This window comes from Thiothrix nivea DSM 5205, from assembly GCF_000260135.1.
GTDB classification, from domain to species: Bacteria; Pseudomonadota; Gammaproteobacteria; order Thiotrichales; family Thiotrichaceae; genus Thiothrix; species Thiothrix nivea.
The window spans coordinates 725462-742751 of record NZ_JH651384.1; the positions used below are offsets into that span (position 1 = coordinate 725462).

The 17290-nt window shown below is 56.2% G+C and carries 20 protein-coding genes; 8 read left to right on the forward strand and 12 right to left on the reverse strand.

Annotated features, from left to right (window positions below):
• Positions 1 to 74 precede the first annotated feature (74 nt).
• The 4 genes from THINI_RS03795 to trpD are packed head-to-tail and all read right to left on the reverse strand — an operon-like array spanning position 75 to position 3489.
• Entirely contained in the window at positions 75 to 869 is a 795-nt protein-coding gene (locus THINI_RS03795; RefSeq protein WP_002707337.1) for a thymidylate synthase, read from the reverse strand.
• Entirely contained in the window at positions 866 to 1654 is a 789-nt protein-coding gene (gene lgt / locus THINI_RS03800; RefSeq protein ID WP_002707338.1) for a prolipoprotein diacylglyceryl transferase, read from the reverse strand. The genes THINI_RS03795 and lgt overlap by 4 nt, the downstream gene beginning before the upstream one ends.
• 3 nt (positions 1655 to 1657) lie before the next feature.
• Positions 1658 to 2467: an indole-3-glycerol phosphate synthase TrpC gene (gene trpC / locus THINI_RS03805; RefSeq protein ID WP_002707339.1), complete on the reverse strand. Its 810-nt coding sequence runs from the start codon at positions 2465 to 2467 to the stop codon at positions 1658 to 1660.
• A complete protein-coding gene (gene trpD, locus THINI_RS03810) occupies positions 2467 to 3489 on the reverse strand; it encodes an anthranilate phosphoribosyltransferase (protein ID WP_002707340.1) in 1023 nt (340 codons plus the stop codon). The genes trpC and trpD overlap by 1 nt, the downstream gene beginning before the upstream one ends.
• Before the next feature lie 89 nt (positions 3490 to 3578).
• On the opposite strand from trpD, the gene THINI_RS03815 reads away from it, so the two are divergent.
• A complete protein-coding gene (locus THINI_RS03815) occupies positions 3579 to 3770 on the forward strand; it encodes a YgaP family membrane protein (RefSeq protein ID WP_002707341.1) in 192 nt (63 codons plus the stop codon).
• Positions 3771 to 3892: 122 nt separating this feature from the next.
• On the forward strand, positions 3893 to 4579 hold the full coding sequence (locus THINI_RS03820; RefSeq protein WP_002707342.1) for a hypothetical protein: 687 nt from the start codon (positions 3893 to 3895) through the stop codon (positions 4577 to 4579).
• On the opposite strand, the gene miaB is transcribed toward THINI_RS03820, so the two are convergent.
• The gene (gene miaB, locus THINI_RS03825; RefSeq protein ID WP_002707343.1) at positions 4570 to 5940 is read right to left on the reverse strand and encodes a tRNA (N6-isopentenyl adenosine(37)-C2)-methylthiotransferase MiaB; all 1371 of its coding nucleotides are present in this window, start codon (positions 5938 to 5940) and stop codon (positions 4570 to 4572) included. The two genes, THINI_RS03820 and miaB, sit on opposite strands and share 10 nt — an antisense overlap.
• A 199-nt stretch (positions 5941 to 6139) precedes the next feature.
• Between miaB and THINI_RS23160 the strand changes: the two genes are divergently transcribed.
• Together THINI_RS23160 and menA are read left to right on the forward strand one after the other, a co-directional pair.
• Positions 6140 to 6877 carry an SH3 domain-containing protein gene (locus tag THINI_RS23160; protein WP_002707344.1) on the forward strand — a complete coding sequence of 246 codons (738 nt, stop codon included), beginning with the start codon at positions 6140 to 6142 and terminating at the stop codon, positions 6875 to 6877.
• A 33-nt stretch (positions 6878 to 6910) separates the two neighbouring features.
• Positions 6911 to 7846 carry a 1,4-dihydroxy-2-naphthoate octaprenyltransferase gene (menA, locus tag THINI_RS03835; RefSeq protein ID WP_002707345.1) on the forward strand — a complete coding sequence of 312 codons (936 nt, stop codon included), beginning with the start codon at positions 6911 to 6913 and terminating at the stop codon, positions 7844 to 7846.
• Positions 7847 to 7876: 30 nt separating this feature from the next.
• On the opposite strand, the gene mog is transcribed toward menA, so the two are convergent.
• A complete protein-coding gene (mog, locus tag THINI_RS03840; protein ID WP_002707346.1) occupies positions 7877 to 8425 on the reverse strand; it encodes a molybdopterin adenylyltransferase in 549 nt (182 codons plus the stop codon).
• A 224-nt stretch (positions 8426 to 8649) separates the two neighbouring features.
• Here mog and THINI_RS03845 point away from each other — a divergent pair, with 224 nt between their 5' ends.
• On the forward strand, positions 8650 to 8982 hold the full coding sequence (locus THINI_RS03845) for a TusE/DsrC/DsvC family sulfur relay protein (protein WP_002707347.1): 333 nt from the start codon (positions 8650 to 8652) through the stop codon (positions 8980 to 8982).
• Here the strand turns inward: THINI_RS03845 and THINI_RS03850 are convergent.
• The 6 genes from THINI_RS03850 to hisC all read right to left on the reverse strand — a co-directional run bounded on the left by THINI_RS03850 (position 8979) and on the right by hisC (position 14808).
• Entirely contained in the window at positions 8979 to 9833 is an 855-nt protein-coding gene (locus THINI_RS03850; RefSeq protein WP_002707348.1) for a LysR family transcriptional regulator, read from the reverse strand. The genes THINI_RS03845 and THINI_RS03850 overlap by 4 nt on opposite strands.
• A 15-nt stretch (positions 9834 to 9848) precedes the next feature.
• Complete coding sequence (locus THINI_RS03855; RefSeq protein WP_002707349.1) at positions 9849 to 10388, reverse strand: HPP family protein; 540 nt, start codon at positions 10386 to 10388, stop codon at positions 9849 to 9851.
• A gap of 148 nt (positions 10389 to 10536) precedes the next feature.
• Complete coding sequence (gene aroA / locus THINI_RS03860; RefSeq protein ID WP_002707350.1) at positions 10537 to 11865, reverse strand: 3-phosphoshikimate 1-carboxyvinyltransferase; 1329 nt, start codon at positions 11863 to 11865, stop codon at positions 10537 to 10539.
• Positions 11866 to 11949: 84 nt separating this feature from the next.
• On the reverse strand, positions 11950 to 12786 hold the full coding sequence (locus THINI_RS03865) for a CHAP domain-containing protein (protein WP_002707351.1): 837 nt from the start codon (positions 12784 to 12786) through the stop codon (positions 11950 to 11952).
• A 10-nt stretch (positions 12787 to 12796) separates the two neighbouring features.
• Positions 12797 to 13681, reverse strand: coding sequence for a prephenate dehydrogenase (locus THINI_RS03870; protein ID WP_002707352.1), 885 nt, complete (start codon positions 13679 to 13681; stop codon positions 12797 to 12799).
• Complete coding sequence (hisC, locus tag THINI_RS03875) at positions 13678 to 14808, reverse strand: histidinol-phosphate transaminase (RefSeq protein WP_002707353.1); 1131 nt, start codon at positions 14806 to 14808, stop codon at positions 13678 to 13680. Before hisC ends, THINI_RS03870 begins: the two co-directional genes overlap by 4 nt.
• 212 nt (positions 14809 to 15020) lie before the next feature.
• Between hisC and hflK the strand changes: the two genes are divergently transcribed.
• From hflK to THINI_RS26965, 3 genes are read left to right on the forward strand one after another with little or no spacing between them, the layout of a single operon-like run.
• Positions 15021 to 16199 (forward strand): FtsH protease activity modulator HflK, encoded by a 1179-nt coding sequence (hflK, locus tag THINI_RS03880; RefSeq protein ID WP_002707354.1) that lies wholly within the window; start codon positions 15021 to 15023, stop codon positions 16197 to 16199.
• 2 nt (positions 16200 to 16201) lie between these two features.
• Positions 16202 to 17083 carry a protease modulator HflC gene (gene hflC, locus THINI_RS03885; RefSeq protein WP_002707355.1) on the forward strand — a complete coding sequence of 294 codons (882 nt, stop codon included), beginning with the start codon at positions 16202 to 16204 and terminating at the stop codon, positions 17081 to 17083.
• Positions 17019 to 17285, forward strand: coding sequence for a DUF2065 domain-containing protein (locus THINI_RS26965; RefSeq protein WP_281054688.1), 267 nt, complete (start codon positions 17019 to 17021; stop codon positions 17283 to 17285). Before hflC ends, THINI_RS26965 begins: the two co-directional genes overlap by 65 nt.
• Positions 17286 to 17290: the final 5 nt, after the last annotated feature.

Here is a 17290-nt window from a genome sequence, read left to right on the forward strand (position 1 = left end):
GTGGACGGGTGCGCAGATACGGGCCGCGCTATTATTATTCCTTCCGGATAGTTTGCGTGAGTGGCTGGTTCCAGTCAAACCGCTACTGGTGCTTTTATGTGCGGGTGGTGCTCATAGCCCACCAGCTCGAAATCTTCGTAGGTAAAATCAAACAGCTTGGTCACTGCCGGGTTCAGTTTCATCTGCGGCAGCGGGTACGGTTCGCGGCTGAGTTGCCGTTCCACCTGTTCCATATGGTTGGAATACAGGTGCGCATCCCCCAGTGTGTGGATAAATTCGCCCGCTTGCAACCCCGTCACCTGCGCCACCATCATGGTCAGCAAAGCGTAGGAGGCGATATTGAAGGGCACACCAAGGAAAATATCCGCGCTGCGCTGGTATAACTGGCAGGAGAGTTTGTCCTCCGCCACATAGAACTGGAAAAACGCATGGCAGGGCGGCAAGGCCATGTTGTCCACATCCGCCACGTTCCAGGCGCTGACGATGAGGCGGCGCGAATCCGGGTTGTGTTTCAGTTGCTCGATAACCTGGGAAATCTGGTCGATGTGGCGACCATCCGGGGTCGGCCAGTTGCGCCACTGGTAGCCGTAGACCGGGCCGAGGTCACCGTTTGCATCCGCCCATTCATCCCAGATGCTGACGCCGTTTTCCTTCAGGTAACGGATGTTGGTGTCGCCTTGCAGAAACCACAGCAGCTCATGGATGATGGAACGCAAATGCAACTTCTTGGTGGTGACAACCGGGAAACCTTCTGCCAGATCGAAGCGCATCTGGTAGCCGAACACGGAAACTGTACCCGTCCCGGTGCGGTCATCCTTCCTGACGCCGTGGTCACGCACATGGCGCATCAGATCCAGATACTGTTTCATCGTTTGGCCGCCTTGTATGCCCACCACATAAACAACAGGCCGAGGAATACCATCGGCAAGCTCAGCACCTGCCCCTGCGTGACCCAGCCCCAGGCGACGTAACCTAGTTGTTTGTCAGGCTCGCGCACAAATTCCACCAAGATACGGGCAATGCCGTAGCCCACCAGGAACAAGCCGGAAATGGCTCCGGTTGGCGGCGAACGCTTCCTGAACCAGTTCAGCACCAGGAACAGCACCAGCCCTTCCAGAAATGCCTGATACAGCTGGGATGGATGGCGCGCCAGACCATCCTGTGCTTGCGGGAACACCATACCCCAGGGCACATCCGTCGCCCTGCCCCACAGTTCGCCGTTGATGAAATTACCGATGCGCCCTGCCCCCAAACCGATCGGCACCAGCGGCGCAACAAAATCACTGAGCTGGAAAAAAGTCAGCCCCCAGCGCCGCGCCAGCATGATCATCGCCAAGATGACGCCCAGCAAACCGCCATGGAAACTCATGCCGCCATCCCATACCTGAAAAATGGAAAGCGGGTCAGCGAGGAAATTCTGCAGGTTATAAAACAGCATGTAGCCGATACGACCACCGGCCACTACGCCGATAGCACCCCAAAACATCATGTCATCCACCCGGTCGGGATTCATGATGTTATTGGGCTCTTTCGAGCGCATTTTGCCAATGATCAGGAAGCCAAGGAACCCGACCACGTACATCAGCCCGTACCAGTGGATTTTCAACGGGCCAATCGAAAGCGCAATCGGGTCAATGTCTGGATGCACCAACATGGGTTAACCACTCGCTTGCTGGAAAAACAGTTTTTTCAGTTCCGTGCCGGGATCTGAAGCGCGCATGAAAGCTTCCCCGACCAGGAAAGCATGGACGCCATGTTCCCTCATCAACTGGACATCGGCCTGGGCGTGGATACCACTTTCCGTCACCAGCAGTACGTCTGGCGGGACTTGCGGCAGCAGGTCGAGGGTGGTTTGCAGGCTGGTGGCGAAGGTGCGCAGGTTGCGGTTGTTGACGCCGATCAGTGGGGCATTGAGACGCAAGGCACGCGCCAGTTCATCCTGATCATGCACTTCGATCAGTGCGTCCATGCCTAATTCCGTTGTCAGTGCGTACAGTTCCGTCATTTGCACGTCTGTCAATGCCGCCACGATCAGCAGGATGCAGTCTGCCCCGATCGCGCGCGCCTCGTACACCTGATACGGGTCAACGATGAAATCCTTGCGGATAACCGGCAGGTTGCAAGCCGCGCGCGCCGCTTGCAGGTAGCTTTCATGCCCCTGGAAGTATTGCGCATCCGTCAGCACCGACAGGCAGGCCGCCCCACCCTGTTCGTAGCTTTGCGCGATCGCCGCCGGGTCGAAATCTGCGCGGATCAGTCCCTTGCTAGGGGAGGCTTTCTTGGCCTCGGCTATGATCGCCGGGTCGCCAGCCGCCAGCCGCTCGCGCATGGATTGCAGGAAGCCGCGCACCGGTGAAGCGGCGTCCACCTCGGTTTTCAGTTGCGCCAACGGGCGCTGTGCCGAACGGGCAGCGATTTCTTCCTGCTTGGTTTGCAGGATTTTTTGCAGTATGTCTGGGTTGCTCATCAGGCTTTGAAGCTGTTGGTCAGGTCAGTCAGTTGTTGCAGACGGGTCGCCGCAGCGCCGGAGTCAATGGCTTGCTGGGCTTGGGCAACACCAGCGGCGTGGCTGTCGGCCAGCCCAGCAACGTAAATGGCCGCGCCAGCGTTCAGGCACACAATGTCACGCGCAACACCCGGCGTACCGGCCAGCACTTGCCGGATCAGGCTTAAACTCGCGTCTGGTACATCCACCTTGATGCTGTCGAGGCTGGCTCGGGTCAGACCGAAATCTTCCGGCTGGATGGTATATTCCTTCACTACCCCGTCTTTGAGTTCGGCGACATGGGTGGGTGCGGCGATGCTGATTTCATCCAGCCCGTCTTCGGCATGTACCACCATAACGTGGCGGCTGCCGAGGGTTTGCAACACTTCCGCCATGGGGCGTACCCATTGTTCAGCGAACACGCCCAGCACCTGGTTGGGGGCGCTGGCCGGGTTGGTCAATGGCCCCAGCAAATTGAAAATGGTGCGCACACCCAATTCACGGCGGGGGCCGATGGCAAACTTCATGGCGCTGTGGTGCAATTGTGCGAACAGGAAACCTACCCCCAGTTCGTTGATGCACTGCGCGACCTGTTCCGGGGAAATGTTGAGGTTCACCCCGGCAGCTTCCAGCACATCGGCGCTGCCGGACTTGCTGGAGACAGAACGGTTGCCGTGTTTGGCCACCCGCCCACCTGCTGCAGCCACCACTAATGCACTGGCGGTGGAAATGTTGAAGGTGCCGGAGGAATCGCCTCCCGTTCCACAAGTATCCACCAGATGCTCGGCAGAAACCTGTACTTTGGCGGAAAGCTCGCGCATCACGCTGGCAGCAGCGCTGATTTCGGTGACAGTTTCGCCCCGCATCCGCAAACCAATAAGGAAACCGCCAATCTGGGCGGCGGTCGCCTGCCCGGTCATGATGGCGCGCATGGTATTGGTCATTTCTTCATCAGAAAGTGAGCCATTTTCAGTAATTTTGCGTATAACAGTTTGCAATTCCATGAATTCTGCTTGGGTCTTGCTAATATTTCAGGGTATGGATGCTACCATGAATTTGTGTTTTTGTGTTCACTACTGAAACGAGGTGTCTTATGGAAAAGAACGTTGGCGGCATGGACAGGAATATCCGTCTGGGTGCAGGCGCTGTCTTGATAGTGTTGAGCCTGTTGAAAATCATTAGCCCCATCTGGTTGTTCCTGATCATCGGCATTGTGCTGGTAGCAACGGGCTACATGAACTTCTGCCCAGCCTACAAACTGATTGGCATGAACACCAATAAATAACCCCCCATCCCCAGCCCTTCCCCCGCAAGGGGTGAGGGGAGCAAGAATGCAAAAGGAAGCACCTCTTGTTCCTTCCCTGATAAGGGGAGGGTAGGAGGGGTTTCTTCACAAAAGGAAACCGCATGATCATCCAGCCCAGTGAACATCCCGGCGCTCACGAACGTCACCTGCTGCGCAAGACAGCCAACCCTTTGTTTACCGTAAATTCTGAACTGGACGACGATACCTTGCTGGACGCGCAACGGCTGGATCATGAAGCCCTGACAGCATTCCATAATGAGTTCCGCCAAGCCCTGGAAACGACCACCTCACTGAGTGGCAATGTCGAAAGCGATGTCATCCTGCAACTGAAAAGCCGTCTGGATCAAGCTTACGAAATGGCTGCCAGCGTCGGCGGTGAGCAAGAGAAACCCAAAGACGCCATCCGCAAGCTGATCCGCCATATCATGGTGGCCGTGCGGCGGGGTGCAGGCGCTGATGTGCAAGCCCAAATGGAACTGGATCAGGAAGAAGCCGCGCGCGAAGCGCATTTCGCCCTGCTGGAATCATCTTTGGCAGCCGACCTGCTGAACCCTGACTCACCGGTGCAGCCGGATGAACTCGTCCCTACCCTGCTGTCTTCCAGTAAAGACGACCTGCAACTGGCCTTGCAAATTCTGGATGAAGTGCAATTGATGGCCGTGTTAACCAATGGCGCGGAACTGCTGGAACGCCTGCAAGCCCGTGGTGTGGATGTGGGCAAGGCAGAAGAAAACCTCGCCTTCATCCAAGGCTACGCAGAATTTATCAAGGATATGGATCAGGGCTGAACCGGTTCCATCTGCATCCGCCCGGCGTCACTTTCCACTGCCACGATGATGCCGCGCAGGGAATTGGGTAGTGCCTGCGTAATCCGCAAATCCACAAACCTGCCGATCAGGCGCGGGTGACCGTCGAAATTCACCACCCGGTTGTTTTCGGTGCGGCCTGCCATTTGCGCGGGGTCTTTCTTGGAAGGACGCTCCACCAACACACGCTGCACGCTCCCCACCATTACATGGCTAATGGCGTTGGCCTGTTCGAGGATACGGGCTTGCAGGTGTTGCAGGCGGGCTTTCTTGGTTTCCAGCGTCACTTCATCCGGCAGGCTGGCGGCAGGCGTGCCGGGGCGGGCGCTGTAGACGAAGCTGAAGCTGTGGTCGAAGCTAATCTCGTCGATCAGTTTCATGGTGTCGGCAAAATCCTGCTCGGTTTCGCCGGGGAAGCCGACAATGAAATCGGATGACAGGCTGATGTTGGGGCGAATCTTGCGTAACTTGCGGATTTTGGCCTTGTACTCGATCGCCATGTGATTGCGCTTCATGGCCGCCAGAATGCGGTCGGAACCGCTTTGCACCGGCAAGTGCAGGTGGTTGACCAGTTCCGGCACATCCGCATAGACCTGGATCAGGCTATCGCTGAATTCGTTCGGGTGCGAGGTGGTATAACGGATACGGTCAATGCCATCCACCGCCGCCACATAGGTGATCAGCGTGGCCAAATCGGCAATGGAGCCGTCATGCATCCTGCCCCGGTAGGCGTTGACGTTCTGCCCCAGCAGATTGACCTCGCGCACACCTTGCGCGGCCAACTGCACCACTTCGGCAATCACGTCGTCGAAGGGGCGGGAAATTTCCTCGCCACGAGTGTAAGGCACCACGCAGAACGTGCAGTATTTACTACACCCTTCCATCACGGAAACAAATGCGGTCGGCCCTTCGGCGCGCGGCTCCGGCAGGTTGTCGAACTTTTCTATTTCCGGGAAAGAGATGTCCACTACCGGTGTATGTTCCGTCCGCACCTGGCGGATCATATCGGGCAGGCGATGCAGGGTTTGCGGGCCGAATACTACATCCACCACCGGGGCGCGTTCGCGCAGGGCTTCGCCTTCCTGACTGGCTACGCAACCACCAACGCCGATGACGATATTGGGCTTGCGTTGCTTGATTTCTTTCCATCGCCCCAGTTGGGAGAACACCTTTTCTTGCGCCTTTTCGCGGATTGAGCAGGTATTCAACAACAACACATCGGCTTCTTCGGGGTCGTTGGTCAATTCCATCCCCTGCGCGTGATGCAGCACATCCAGCATCTTGGCTGAATCGTACTCGTTCATCTGGCAGCCATGGGTTTCAATAAAGATTTTGCCTGTCATCGTATCCGCCGTTCTGTCGCGCTTGCGTCATCAAACCGGGTATTATCCGCGCTCTCCCGGGTGCAGACAACCGGCAAATATTGGGGATATTGGCGCTAGCCTGTGCATTTACATGCCGACTTTTTGGGAAAACAGACTAAAATCCAGTGTGTACTGTTCACTACACGTGATAAAAGAGACTGGAAACAGGAGATTTACCATGAGAAAAGCTTCCGGCGTCATGGCCACCGCCATGGCGGTCGTTTTGTTGGCGTCTGCCGCTACCCTGAGCAATATACAAGCCGCAGAACCTGAAGTGTTTGTCGTGACTGGCGTCAAAGCGGGCGATTTCCTCAACATGCGATCCGGCCCCGGTGTCAGCAACGCCATTGTTGGCAGGATTCCCGCCAACGGACAAGGCGTGGTGGCAACGGGTGAAGAAAAGAAAGTCGGCAGCACTAACTGGGCGAAAGTTTACTGGGTAAGCGTGGGCGGTTGGGTCAGCAAGGCGTATTTGTTGCCAGAAGGCCAGGCGCGCAAGACACCACCAGCAGCAGCCGCGCCAGAGAGCACGGTTCCCCCCACCCCCGAACCTCCCGACTCAACGATTGTGGTTCCTCCCCCCAAAACCCCACCGGCCACAAAGAACCAGCCTGAACTGGTGCTTAGCTGTGTGGGAACCGAGCCATTTTGGCGGATCGATATTACCAATAGCCGCATGAGCGTCAACATGAATGATGGCCCGAGGTACAACGTACCAGTCACTTTCCGGCAGACCTCGGAAAACAACACCAGTATCGCGGTCATCGCCGGGGAAGATGCCGCCAACAAAACCCAGGCATACATGCAAAAAGTTGAAAGTTGTAGCGACAGCATGTCGAACCTCAGCTACCCGTATGCGATTACGGCGCTATTGAACAACCGTCAAGTGATTTCGGGGTGTTGCAAGGTGCAGTAAGATTCCGGTTTTTACTGCTATACCGGAAACCATATGCCGCGAGAACCTGACACCTCCCTGCTGGAAAAACCGCTGTTACGCTACTGGCTGGCGACCCGTCCCTGTTTCCTGCTAGCCAGTGTCGTACCGGTTTTACTGGGCACGGCAGCAGCAGCCTACCGGGGAAACCCGGTCAACATCTTGCCATTTCTGGCCAGTATTCTGGCGATTGCCTTGGTACACGCGGGCATCAATGTGCTGAACGATTATTACGACCACGAAAACGGCACTGACCCGCGCAATGTGCAGCGTATTTTTCCCTTTACCGGCGGCAGCCGCTTTATCCAGAATGGCGTGCTGACAACGGGCGAAACCTTTGTGTATGGCTCCATGCTACTGGTCGCCGCCATTCTGCTGGGGCTGGGGCTGGCATGGGTCAGCGGAACCGGTTTGCTGGGGATCGGCATGGCGGGCGTATTGCTTGGTTGGGGCTATTCCGCCCCGCCGTTGCAGCTCAATAGCCGTGGTTTCGGGGAACTGGCCGTTGCACTGGGGTTTGGCGTGCTGACGCCGTTGGGCGCGTGGTTTGTGCAAACCGGCGAAATGGCTATTTTCCCAATCTTGACCGGTCTGCCAATTGCCCTGCTGGTAATGAATATCCTGGTCATCAACCAATTTCCTGACCGTGAAGCTGACGCCGCCAGTGGCAAACACCATTTGGTTGTACGCCTTGGGGTAGACAAGGCTCCCTGGCTTTACCTTGCAGCAGTTTTAGCAGCCGCGCTTATCCTGCTGGCTTTGGTAATCGTGGGTAGCTTGCCGGTTGGGACATTGCTTGGGTTGTTGCCGCTGGGTATCGCCTTCAAAGCCGGCCTGTTCCTGAAACAACACGCCCATCAGCCGCACAGGCTGGAACCCGCCATCAAGATGACCATCGGCAGTGCCATACTCTATGGCGTCATCATCAGCCTAGTGTTGTGGCTGGCATAGATCCGTGCGGTTAACCCGCCGCCATCAGCCTCAGGGCTTTTTGGCGTGCGCTGGGCGAAATGCTTTGCATTGTTCCGGGTCAGATTCCAGCCAGGCGGCTTCGACCAAATCCAGGCAGTAAGGGATGGCGGGAAAAACTGCATTCAGGCAATCGTCAATCGCAGAGGGTTTCCCCGGCAGGTTGACGATCAGGCTGCGACCACGGATGCCAGCGGTCTGGCGTGACAGGATAGCGGTCGGCACGAATTTCAGCGAAGCGGTGCGCATGAGTTCACCAAACCCTGGCATCATCTTGCTGCATACCGCTTCAGTAGCTTCCGGCGTCACATCGCGTAAAGCAGGGCCAGTACCACCGGTAGTGACAATCAGGCCACACCCTTCCACATCCGCCAATTCACACAGGGCGGCTTCGATCAGGGCTTGCTCGTCAGGGATAACCTTCGCTACCGCTTCCCACGGGCTGGTTAGCACGCGGCTGAACCATGCCTGGATGGCAGGGCCGCCCTTGTCTTCGTATTCGCCCCGGCTGGCGCGGTCGGAAACGGTTAAAATGCCAATGCGGGCAACTGCCTGTGCCATATCGTCCTTCCTGTCTGATTAACGCTATTCAATCTACAAAACAACCGGGATGTTACACCCGGCCTCCCCCCAAAGCGAACAAAGGGCTGCCCTGACAGACAATTCCCCCATTTCACTACTCTTCATATCGGAGTTATCGATATAAACCAGCAGAAAAATTCGTTATGTAAGGATTTAAGCAGCTTGCTAACCTTGCCACTACCCATACGGCAAGGAGAAATACCATGCAAGCACAAGCAGCTTACCAACGTGACACCGAAGGCTATCTCGTCCATCCTGAAGACTGGGATGCCGACATTGCGGCCGAACTGGCCGCCGAGGAAAACATTGAGCTGGGCGATGAGCACTGGTCAATTCTGGAGTTTGTGCGCGACTACTGGGAAGAGCACAAGATAATCCCCGACATTCGCCATGTCGCCAGCCACACAGCACAGGAACAAGGCATCGACAAGAAAACCGCCAAGCAACAACTGTTCCGCTTGTTCCCCTACGGCTATGTGAAACAGACCTGCAAGATTGCCGGGATGCAGCGCCCACGCGCCTGGAGCACCGGCTAAGGAGCGGTCATTTCCGCCACAACCTCCCGCAGGATGTCCACTGCCTGTTGATACGCGCCACTCTCGGCATTGCTGGAGTAGATGACGTAAGCAGGCAGGCGGAACTGCGGGCTGTCGGGAACCCTGCCCAGCCTGCCGGTGGCGGTGACTTCATCCGCCATACGTTTGGGCAGGAAACAGGAACCACCATTTTCCAGCACCAGTTGGATCGCCAGCCAGCCGATATTCGCCAGCAGCGCCGGGCGCTCCAGTTCCGGGAAACTGTTGCTGTGTTCCGCATAGAAACCTGGCCCCCAGTCCACGTACACATAGTTCTCGTCCGGCCAGGGCTTGTGCGGGTCGGATGACACCAGCACCAGGTTTTCGTCGAACAGGTGTTCCACCTGCAAACCGTGGCTATGCTGTGGGGTATACATCAAGCCAATGTCCAGTGTGCCTTCGATCAGGCGGCGCATCAGGTCTTCCTCGAAACCGATTTCACTGCGGATGGAAACATCCGGCATCTGCGCGCGCATCCTGCCGACCCAACGCGGCAACAAGGCTGCATCCCACAGCGCAATCCTTGCCCCCACCGTCAAGGTGGCGCGGTAACGCCCCGGCAAACCCACATCATGCCGCGCCTGTTCCATCGTCAGCAGCAAGGTCTTGGCATGGCGCAGGAAACGCTTGCCCGCAGGCGTCAGGGTCGCGCCAGAGCGGTTACGTACAAACAGCTTGGTGCGCAGGTAGGCTTCCAGATTCTGGATGCGCGCGCTGACGGTCGATTGGGTGACATAGAGGCGGGAAGCCGCTTCCAGGAAGCTGCCATTGGCGGCGACGGCCAGAAAAGTACGAACCTGATCAATATCCATAGGCCGGATTATACGTCAGGCCGGGCGTTTGAATGCAGCAGGATAACGCCGCCAGTGAAATGGGTAGTTAAACAGGACAGCAATCAGCAAGATGGTCACAGCATTCAACATGACCGGCGTCAGCAAATACTGGTAGCCTAACTGGTGCACCGCTTCCCCGCCGATGACCGCGCTCAGGGCGGTTGCACCACCGGGTGGGTGGATGCAGTTCAGGTAATGCATAGCACCAATCGCCAGCGCCACTGCCAACCCGGCAGCCAATATCGGGTCATGGATGAGGTTGGCGCAAGTGATGCCAATAAGCGCCGAAATACCGTGCCCACCCAGCACCGGCCACGGTTGCGACAACGGCCCATGCGGAACCGCGAACAACAACACCGCCGACGCCCCCATAGAGGCAACCAGGGTGGATGCGCCTTCCACGCCCAGACCGGCATGACTGATCAACAAAATACCGATCAGGCTAACCAGCCCACCGAGCGCTGAAATCCACTTTTCCAGATGGTCATTACGCTCCAGCGCCAGCAACGACAAGAATTCCCGTTTTATCGACATTTAACAAAACGCCTCAATACTTTGACCTTTTTCAATGCATAAGCCTTATTGCAGTGCATGTGGTGCATTCTATTGGTGCGGAAATTCTCCGTATAACGATTTTTATCGCTAGTTGCTATCGAAGTTTTCGATAGCTGATGGGTATTACCTAGGCTGAAGCCGTGACAACCCTCACGCCTACCCTTGCCGCCAATTCCACAAAACCGGGGAAAGAGGTGTTGACGTTGGCGCAGTCGTTGATGGTGATTGGCGCTTTGGCGCACAAAGCCGCCATGGCAAACGACATGGCAATACGGTGGTCGCCGTGGCTGTCAACCGTGCCACCAGTAAAGTTGCCGGGGTTGATAATGATGCCATCCGGGGTGGGTTGCGCATCCACGCCGCAGGCCAGCAGGCCATCCGCCATCACCTGGATACGGTCGCTTTCCTTGACGCGCAATTCCTCCGCACCCGTCAGGACGGTCTGACCCTCGGCAAATGCAGCAGCAACAAACAGCGCCGGGAATTCGTCAATCGCCAACGGAACCAGTGCCTCCGGAATCTGGATGCCCTTCAGCTGGGTGGAACGCACACGGATGTCGGCGACCGGTTCCCCCCCTACTTCGCGCTCATTGAGGATGTCGAGGTTTGCGCCCATCAGCTTGAGGATGTCGATGATACCGGTGCGGGTAGGGTTGATACCGACATGTTCCAGCAATAAATCGGAACCTTGCGCAATGCTTGCACCAACCATGAAGAAGGCGGCAGAAGAAATATCGGCAGGCACGTCAATGTCGGTCGCAATCAATTTGCCGCCACCTTGCAAACTGATGTGGTTGCCATCGGTTTTTACCGCATAGCCGAAACCACGCAGCATACGCTCGGTATGGTCGCGGGTTGGCGCTGGCTCGGTGACGGAAGTTGTACCCTCTGCGTACAAACCGGCCAATAGCACGGAGGATTTCACCTGCGCGCTAGCCACCGGCATGTCGTAGTGGATGCCTTGCAGCTTGCGACCACCGTGCACCAACAGCGGCGGCGTGCCAGTTTCAGTCGCGTCGATTGCCGCGCCCATGCTGGCCAGCGGCACAGTCACACGCTTCATCGGGCGTTTGGAAAGCGAAGCATCACCCGTCATGCGCACATCAAACGCCTGCCCGCTCATCAGACCGGACATCAGGCGCATGGAGGTGCCGGAATTGCCCATATCCAGATCACCCACAGGCGTTTTCAAGCCGTGCAAACCCACGCCCTGGATAGTGACTTTGCCGTCATCCGTCGGGCCGTCGATGTCCACGCCCATGCTGCGGAAGGCTTTCAGGGTGCACAGGCAGTCTTCGCCTTGCAGGAAACCACTGACGTGGGTAGTGCCTTCTGCCAGTGAACCCAACATGATGGAACGGTGCGAAATGGATTTGTCGCCGGGAACGCGCACGTTACCGTGCAAACTGCCGCCGGGCTGGACGATAAACTGTAGGTTGGTGCTGGAATGGCTCACGCAGGATTCCTTGAGTATGCTTTAAAATTCAGGCTGGCATTCAACCATACCTGACAGGGTTTGCCAATGTTGCCGCAGCACGCCCTATTTCGCCGCCGCCGGATAAATCCAGCCGGAAATCAAACCACCCGCCGGATTACTGGTTTTATCACTAGCCACATCTTCGAGATGGTAACGCCCGCCAACGTCAAACAACCGCAATTGCCGCGCATACTGGTTTGGCTTTGCCCATGGTAGATTGTTGTAATTCTGCTCAGCCACATCCACCCAGCCGTGTTGCAGATCGACCCCCACTACTACTGCCACATGCCCATGACGCCATTTGGGGTCAGCTGGATTCGGGTAATAGATCAGCAAGTCACCGCGTTTGGGCGGGCGGTTTGCTGTCCCATTGACCGAACGTGCCAGCGGAAATGGGGTATTGGTCTGGATATTCTCGCCTTCGGTCAGGTAAAGGATTTCATGTGCGCTGTCGACATCACCAAACGTAATGCCGAGGTTGGTCATCCACCAGCGGCGCGCATATTCCACGCATTGATAAGTCAAACCCACGTAATGCAATTGTTTGTCAGCCGGTGGTTTCTCATGCAGGGAAATCGCTTTATTGCGTAAGTCCATGAAAGAAAACTCAGGGCGCACACAGGTAGACTGGCAGTTAGAATACCCCGGAACATGATCAGCCACGCCCAACAGCTTGCCCGCCGGGGTAACACAACCCGTATCACAGGATTGCTTGGCTTGCCCGTAAGCCTGCTTAAGAAGCGTGACCGGCATCGGGGCAGGTTTTGCCAACAACCCATAGCCATCCGTATTAGGTAGGGGGGCAGCCAAACCGGATGGATGGGTACTTGCACAGCCACCGGCCAGCAACAAGCTACTGAGTAGCAGCGCTTTAAACAATGACGATAGCTTATTGACCATGAAGCATTTCTCACTTATCTGTTTTGCCATTTTCGAGATAGGTAATATAACTGTCGCGGGCCTGCTTGGCGCGGGACATGCGCGTATGCAAACCTTCGCCATCCTGCTGTTCAATCAAGGCGGCAAATTCACTTAAATCTGCCTGCAATTTGCTGATCATCTCCAGAATCGCGGTTTTATTCGTCAGGCAAATGTCACGCCACATCACCGGGTCACTGGAGGCAATGCGCGTAAAGTCGCGGAAACCACCGGCTGCATAGCGGAAAATAGCTTCGCGCATCGGCAGGTTCAGTAAGGTATCCACCAGGGAAAAAGCCAGCACATGCGGCAAATGGCTGGTAGCCGCCAGCACCTGGTCGTGCAGCTCCACCGGCATGGATTCCAGCACTGCGCCCGTGACTTTCCACATGGTTTCGACCGCTACCACCGCATCAGGGTCGGTGTAAGGCAGTGGCGTGAGGATGACACGGCGGTTGGCGTAAAGGTCAGGGATAGCCGCTTCCACACCACTCATTTCCCGCCCGGCAATTGGATGACCGGGGACGAAACGGGCGAAATCCTTGCCAAATACCCGCTCAACTTCGGCCACTACGCTGCCTTTGGTACTGCCCGCATCGGTAAGGATGGCATCAGCAGGCATGGCTTGTTTGATCTGGGGTAACAACTTGCCCATTGCCCCCATCGGCACGGCCAACAGGATCATGTCGGCATCCTGCACCGCTTCCTGTGGGTTGAGGGTAAAACCGTCGATGACGCCGAGATCAACGGCTTTTTGCAGATGGGCTGCATTACGGCTGCAACCGACAATGGTCTGGCAATAACCAGCTTCACGCAGCGCCAATGCCAGTGAGCCGCCAATCAGGCCAACCCCAAAAATGACAAGTTTCTTTATCACGCGACAAGAACCTTTTTCAACGCATTGATACAGCGAGTATTTTGCACTTCAGTGCCGATGGTGATGCGCAGGTGCTGCGGCAAACCATAACCACCGATGGGACGCACAATCACACCTTCACGCAAGAGCGCCTCATACAGTGGTGCAGCAGGCTGCTTGCAGTCAACCGTGATGAAGTTGCCGACTGTCGGGATGTATTCCCAACCATTTTCCGCGCACGCATCAAACCACTGTTTGAGGCCAGCAGTATTGGTCATGACGCTTTGCCCCAGGAATGCATCATCACCCAGCGCGGCTTGTGCACCCGCCAGCGCCAGCGAATTGACATTGAACGGTTGGCGCACCCGGTTGAGGATGTCGGCAATCGCCGGGCTGGATACCGCATACCCGACCCGCAACCCCGCCAGGCCATAGATTTTGGAAAAGGTGCGGGTCACGACCAGGTTGGGGAATTCATCCAGCCATGCCAGCGCATTCGGAAAATCCGCTTGCTGCACGTATTCGGTGTAAGCTTCGTCGATAACCACGATGACATGTACCGGAACACGCTGCATGAAAGCGTACAGGTCACCCTTGGTCAGCCAGGTACCGGTCGGGTTATTAGGGTTGGCAATGAAGACCACTCGGGTTTTATCGTCAATTTTCGCCGTGATATTCGCCAGATTATGGCCATAAGGCATGGCATGATGATCCGGCGGATTGGCCTTGGCAATACGCAATTCCGCCCCGACCGCCTGCGTCACAATCGGATAAACCGCAAAGGCGTATTCCGAACACACGGCGGCACGACTGTTATCCAGATAGGCGCGGGCAATAATGTCCAGCACATCGTTGGAACCGTTACCCAGGGTAATTTGCGGGCTTTGCAGGCCAAATTTCTGCGCAATCGCAGCTTTGAGCTGATAGCCACTACCATCCGGATACAGCCCGAGCGTTTGCAGCGGGTTTGCCAACGCCGCCAGCGCCTTGGGGCTTACACCCAACGGGTTTTCATTGGAAGCCAGCTTGAGAATATCGGTAATCCCCAGTTCACGTTCCAGTTCCTCAATCGGCTTGCCAGGCTGGTAGGGTTGCAGCGCCTGTACACCGGAAACGGCAAGCTGCCTGTAATCAATGCTTGATTGCATGGTGAACCTTGCAAATAAAAATCAAGCGGGCATTCAATCACAGACCGGCAGTCCTGCCAAGGGTAGACATGCGTAATACGCCCAGCGTTATTTCATCCCCATTTTTCGGGGGTGAGTTGAGTACAGCCCCCCTGAATCTGTTATGCTTCGCGTTGAAATTTAATCTGAGAACCCCACTCTCGCGATAAATAGAACATTTAGGAGCTTAAACTATGCCCTGGAACGAACCGGGTGGAAATCAACAAGACCCATGGACGGGAAAAAACCGCAGCCCGGGAGGTAACGATCCCGAAGAACTGATCCGCAAGCTTAACCAGAAACTGGCCAGGCTATTTGGCCGCTCAGGCGGCGGCGATGGCTCCGGCAACAGTGGCAAAGGCATTTTGCTACTGGCGGGTTTGCTAATCATCGGTTGGATGTTATCCGGATTTTACACCATTGATGCCCGCCAGAAAGGTTTGGTACTGCGTTTCGGTGCTTATCAGGAAACCACTAACGCTGGCTTGCACTGGCGGCTCCCCTACCCAATCGAAACGGTTGAAGTCATCGACGTGGAACAAAACCGCAGCGCCCAGGATCGCAGCACCATGCTGACCAAGGATGAAAACATCGTCGACATCGCGGTTTCCGTCCAGTACAAGGTGAGCGATGCGGAAGCTTATGCTTTCAATATCCTTAATCCCGACCTCGTGGCAGACCAGACCCAGGGTACCTTGTACCAGGTATTGCGTGGTTCCATCCGCGACATTATCGGGCGCAACAACATGGACTTCATTTTGCAGGAAGGCCGTGAACAAATCGCCATCGACGCCCAAAACCTGATGCAACAAGTGCTGGACGACTATAAAGCCGGTTTGAAAATCATCAAGGTCAACCTGACTTACGCCGAAGCGCCCACCGAAGTCAAAGACGCCTTCGACGAAGCCAACCGCGCCCGTGAAGACAAGAACCGTTTCCAGAACGAAGCGGAAACCTACTCCAAGAAAGTTATCCCCGAAGCCGGTGGTCAGGCAGCACGCCTAAAGGCTGATGCCGAAGCCTACCGTCAGGAAGCCGTCAACCGCGCCATAGGTGACGCTGCCCGCTTCAGCCAGTTGGTGACCGAATACCAAAAGTCCCCCGCTGTGACCCGTGAGCGCCTGTACCTGGATGCGATGGAATCGGTCATGGCAGGCAGCCGCAAGGTTATGGTTGACACCGGCAGCAACAACATGCTGTATTTGCCGCTCGACCAACTGGGGGGGCAAGCCTCCGGTAATGCCGCCAGCGCCGCTGCCGCCAGTGCCATGCAAATAAATTCCACCAGCAACCAGCCAGAAGCCTCGGCAGCTAACAACAGTGGCGCGACGCGCCAGCAATCCCGGGAAACCAGTGTCAGGGAGGGCCGTTAATCATGGACATAAAAAATACCATCGTAGCGGCCATCGGCCTGCTGTTGTTCCTGCTTTCCAGTTCACTTTACATGGTTGACCAGCGCCAGCGTGCCATCCTGTTCAAGTTCCGGGAAATCGTGAACGATGACATTGGCCCTGGGTTGCATTTCCGGCTGCCATTCGTCAATACAGTCAGCAAGTTCCCGTCCCAGATCCTGACACTGAACTCCGAGTCCGAACGCTTCCTGACCGGTGAGAAGAAGTACGTGCAAGTGGATTTCTTCGTCAAATGGCGCATCAAGGATTTCGCCTCGTTCTACCGCTCCACCGGTGGTGGCAGTGTTGACAGCGCCATCCAGAACGCCCAGAACCGTCTGGAACAGTTGATGAAAGATGGGCTGCGTAACGAATTCAGCCGCCGCACCATTGAAGAAGCCCTTTCCGCTGAACGTGGCAACATCATGCAGGGGCTGGAAAACAAGTCCAATGAGGTTGCCAAGCAGCTGGGTATCGAGGTTGTGGATGTGCGCGTCAGCAAGATCGACTTCCCCGAAACCGTCAGCAACTCGGTGTTTGAGCGGATGCGTTCCGAACGCCAGCGGGTAGCAGAAGACTTCCGTTCACGTGGTAAGGAAGAGGCGGAAAAAATCAAGGCTGATGCCGACCGTCAGGCCACCATCATCCGCGCGGAAGCCTACAAGGATGCGGAAAAAATCCGTGGTGAAGGCGACGCCAAGGCAGCAGAAATCTACGCAGCTGCTTACCAGCGCGACCCGGAATTCTACGCCTTCTACCGCAGTATCAACGCCTACAAGAACACCTTGGGTAAAGGCGATGATGTCATGGTGCTGGAGCCGGATTCCGAGTTCTTCCGCTACTTCAAACAGCAGTCAGGCCAGTAACCCATCTGTGGATTTGCGCTGGAACGATCTGCTTAATGCTGTCGCCCTCCTGCTGATCATGGAGGGGCTTATGCCATTTTTAAGCCCCTCCCGCCTCAAGCAAGCCTACGCCCAATTGCTGGAATTGCCGGACAAAACCTTACGAAGCATTGGTCTGGTGAGTGTAATTGCTGGTATCCTACTGCTCTTTTTGACTGATTAGCCGAA

Bases quoted from the DNA above. Each gene is read 5' to 3' on its own strand.
- THINI_RS03795 (WP_002707337.1), bottom strand. From the start codon at position 869: ATGAAACAGTATCTGGATCTGATGCGCCATGTGCGTGACCACGGCGTC.
- lgt (WP_002707338.1), bottom strand. From the start codon at position 1,654: ATGTTGGTGCATCCAGACATTGACCCGATTGCGCTTTCGATTGGCCCG.
- trpC (WP_002707339.1), bottom strand. From the start codon at position 2,467: ATGAGCAACCCAGACATACTGCAAAAAATCCTGCAAACCAAGCAGGAA.
- trpD (WP_002707340.1), bottom strand. From the start codon at position 3,489: ATGGAATTGCAAACTGTTATACGCAAAATTACTGAAAATGGCTCACTT.
- THINI_RS03815 (WP_002707341.1), top strand. From the start codon at position 3,579: ATGGAAAAGAACGTTGGCGGCATGGACAGGAATATCCGTCTGGGTGCA.
- THINI_RS03820 (WP_002707342.1), top strand. From the start codon at position 3,893: ATGATCATCCAGCCCAGTGAACATCCCGGCGCTCACGAACGTCACCTG.
- miaB (WP_002707343.1), bottom strand. From the start codon at position 5,940: ATGACAGGCAAAATCTTTATTGAAACCCATGGCTGCCAGATGAACGAG.
- THINI_RS23160 (WP_002707344.1), top strand. From the start codon at position 6,140: ATGAGAAAAGCTTCCGGCGTCATGGCCACCGCCATGGCGGTCGTTTTG.
- menA (WP_002707345.1), top strand. From the start codon at position 6,911: ATGCCGCGAGAACCTGACACCTCCCTGCTGGAAAAACCGCTGTTACGC.
- mog (WP_002707346.1), bottom strand. From the start codon at position 8,425: ATGGCACAGGCAGTTGCCCGCATTGGCATTTTAACCGTTTCCGACCGC.
- THINI_RS03845 (WP_002707347.1), top strand. From the start codon at position 8,650: ATGCAAGCACAAGCAGCTTACCAACGTGACACCGAAGGCTATCTCGTC.
- THINI_RS03850 (WP_002707348.1), bottom strand. From the start codon at position 9,833: ATGGATATTGATCAGGTTCGTACTTTTCTGGCCGTCGCCGCCAATGGC.
- THINI_RS03855 (WP_002707349.1), bottom strand. From the start codon at position 10,388: ATGTCGATAAAACGGGAATTCTTGTCGTTGCTGGCGCTGGAGCGTAAT.
- THINI_RS03865 (WP_002707351.1), bottom strand. From the start codon at position 12,786: ATGGTCAATAAGCTATCGTCATTGTTTAAAGCGCTGCTACTCAGTAGC.
- hisC (WP_002707353.1), bottom strand. From the start codon at position 14,808: ATGCAATCAAGCATTGATTACAGGCAGCTTGCCGTTTCCGGTGTACAG.
- hflK (WP_002707354.1), top strand. From the start codon at position 15,021: ATGCCCTGGAACGAACCGGGTGGAAATCAACAAGACCCATGGACGGGA.
- hflC (WP_002707355.1), top strand. From the start codon at position 16,202: ATGGACATAAAAAATACCATCGTAGCGGCCATCGGCCTGCTGTTGTTC.
- THINI_RS26965 (WP_281054688.1), top strand. From the start codon at position 17,019: ATGTCATGGTGCTGGAGCCGGATTCCGAGTTCTTCCGCTACTTCAAAC.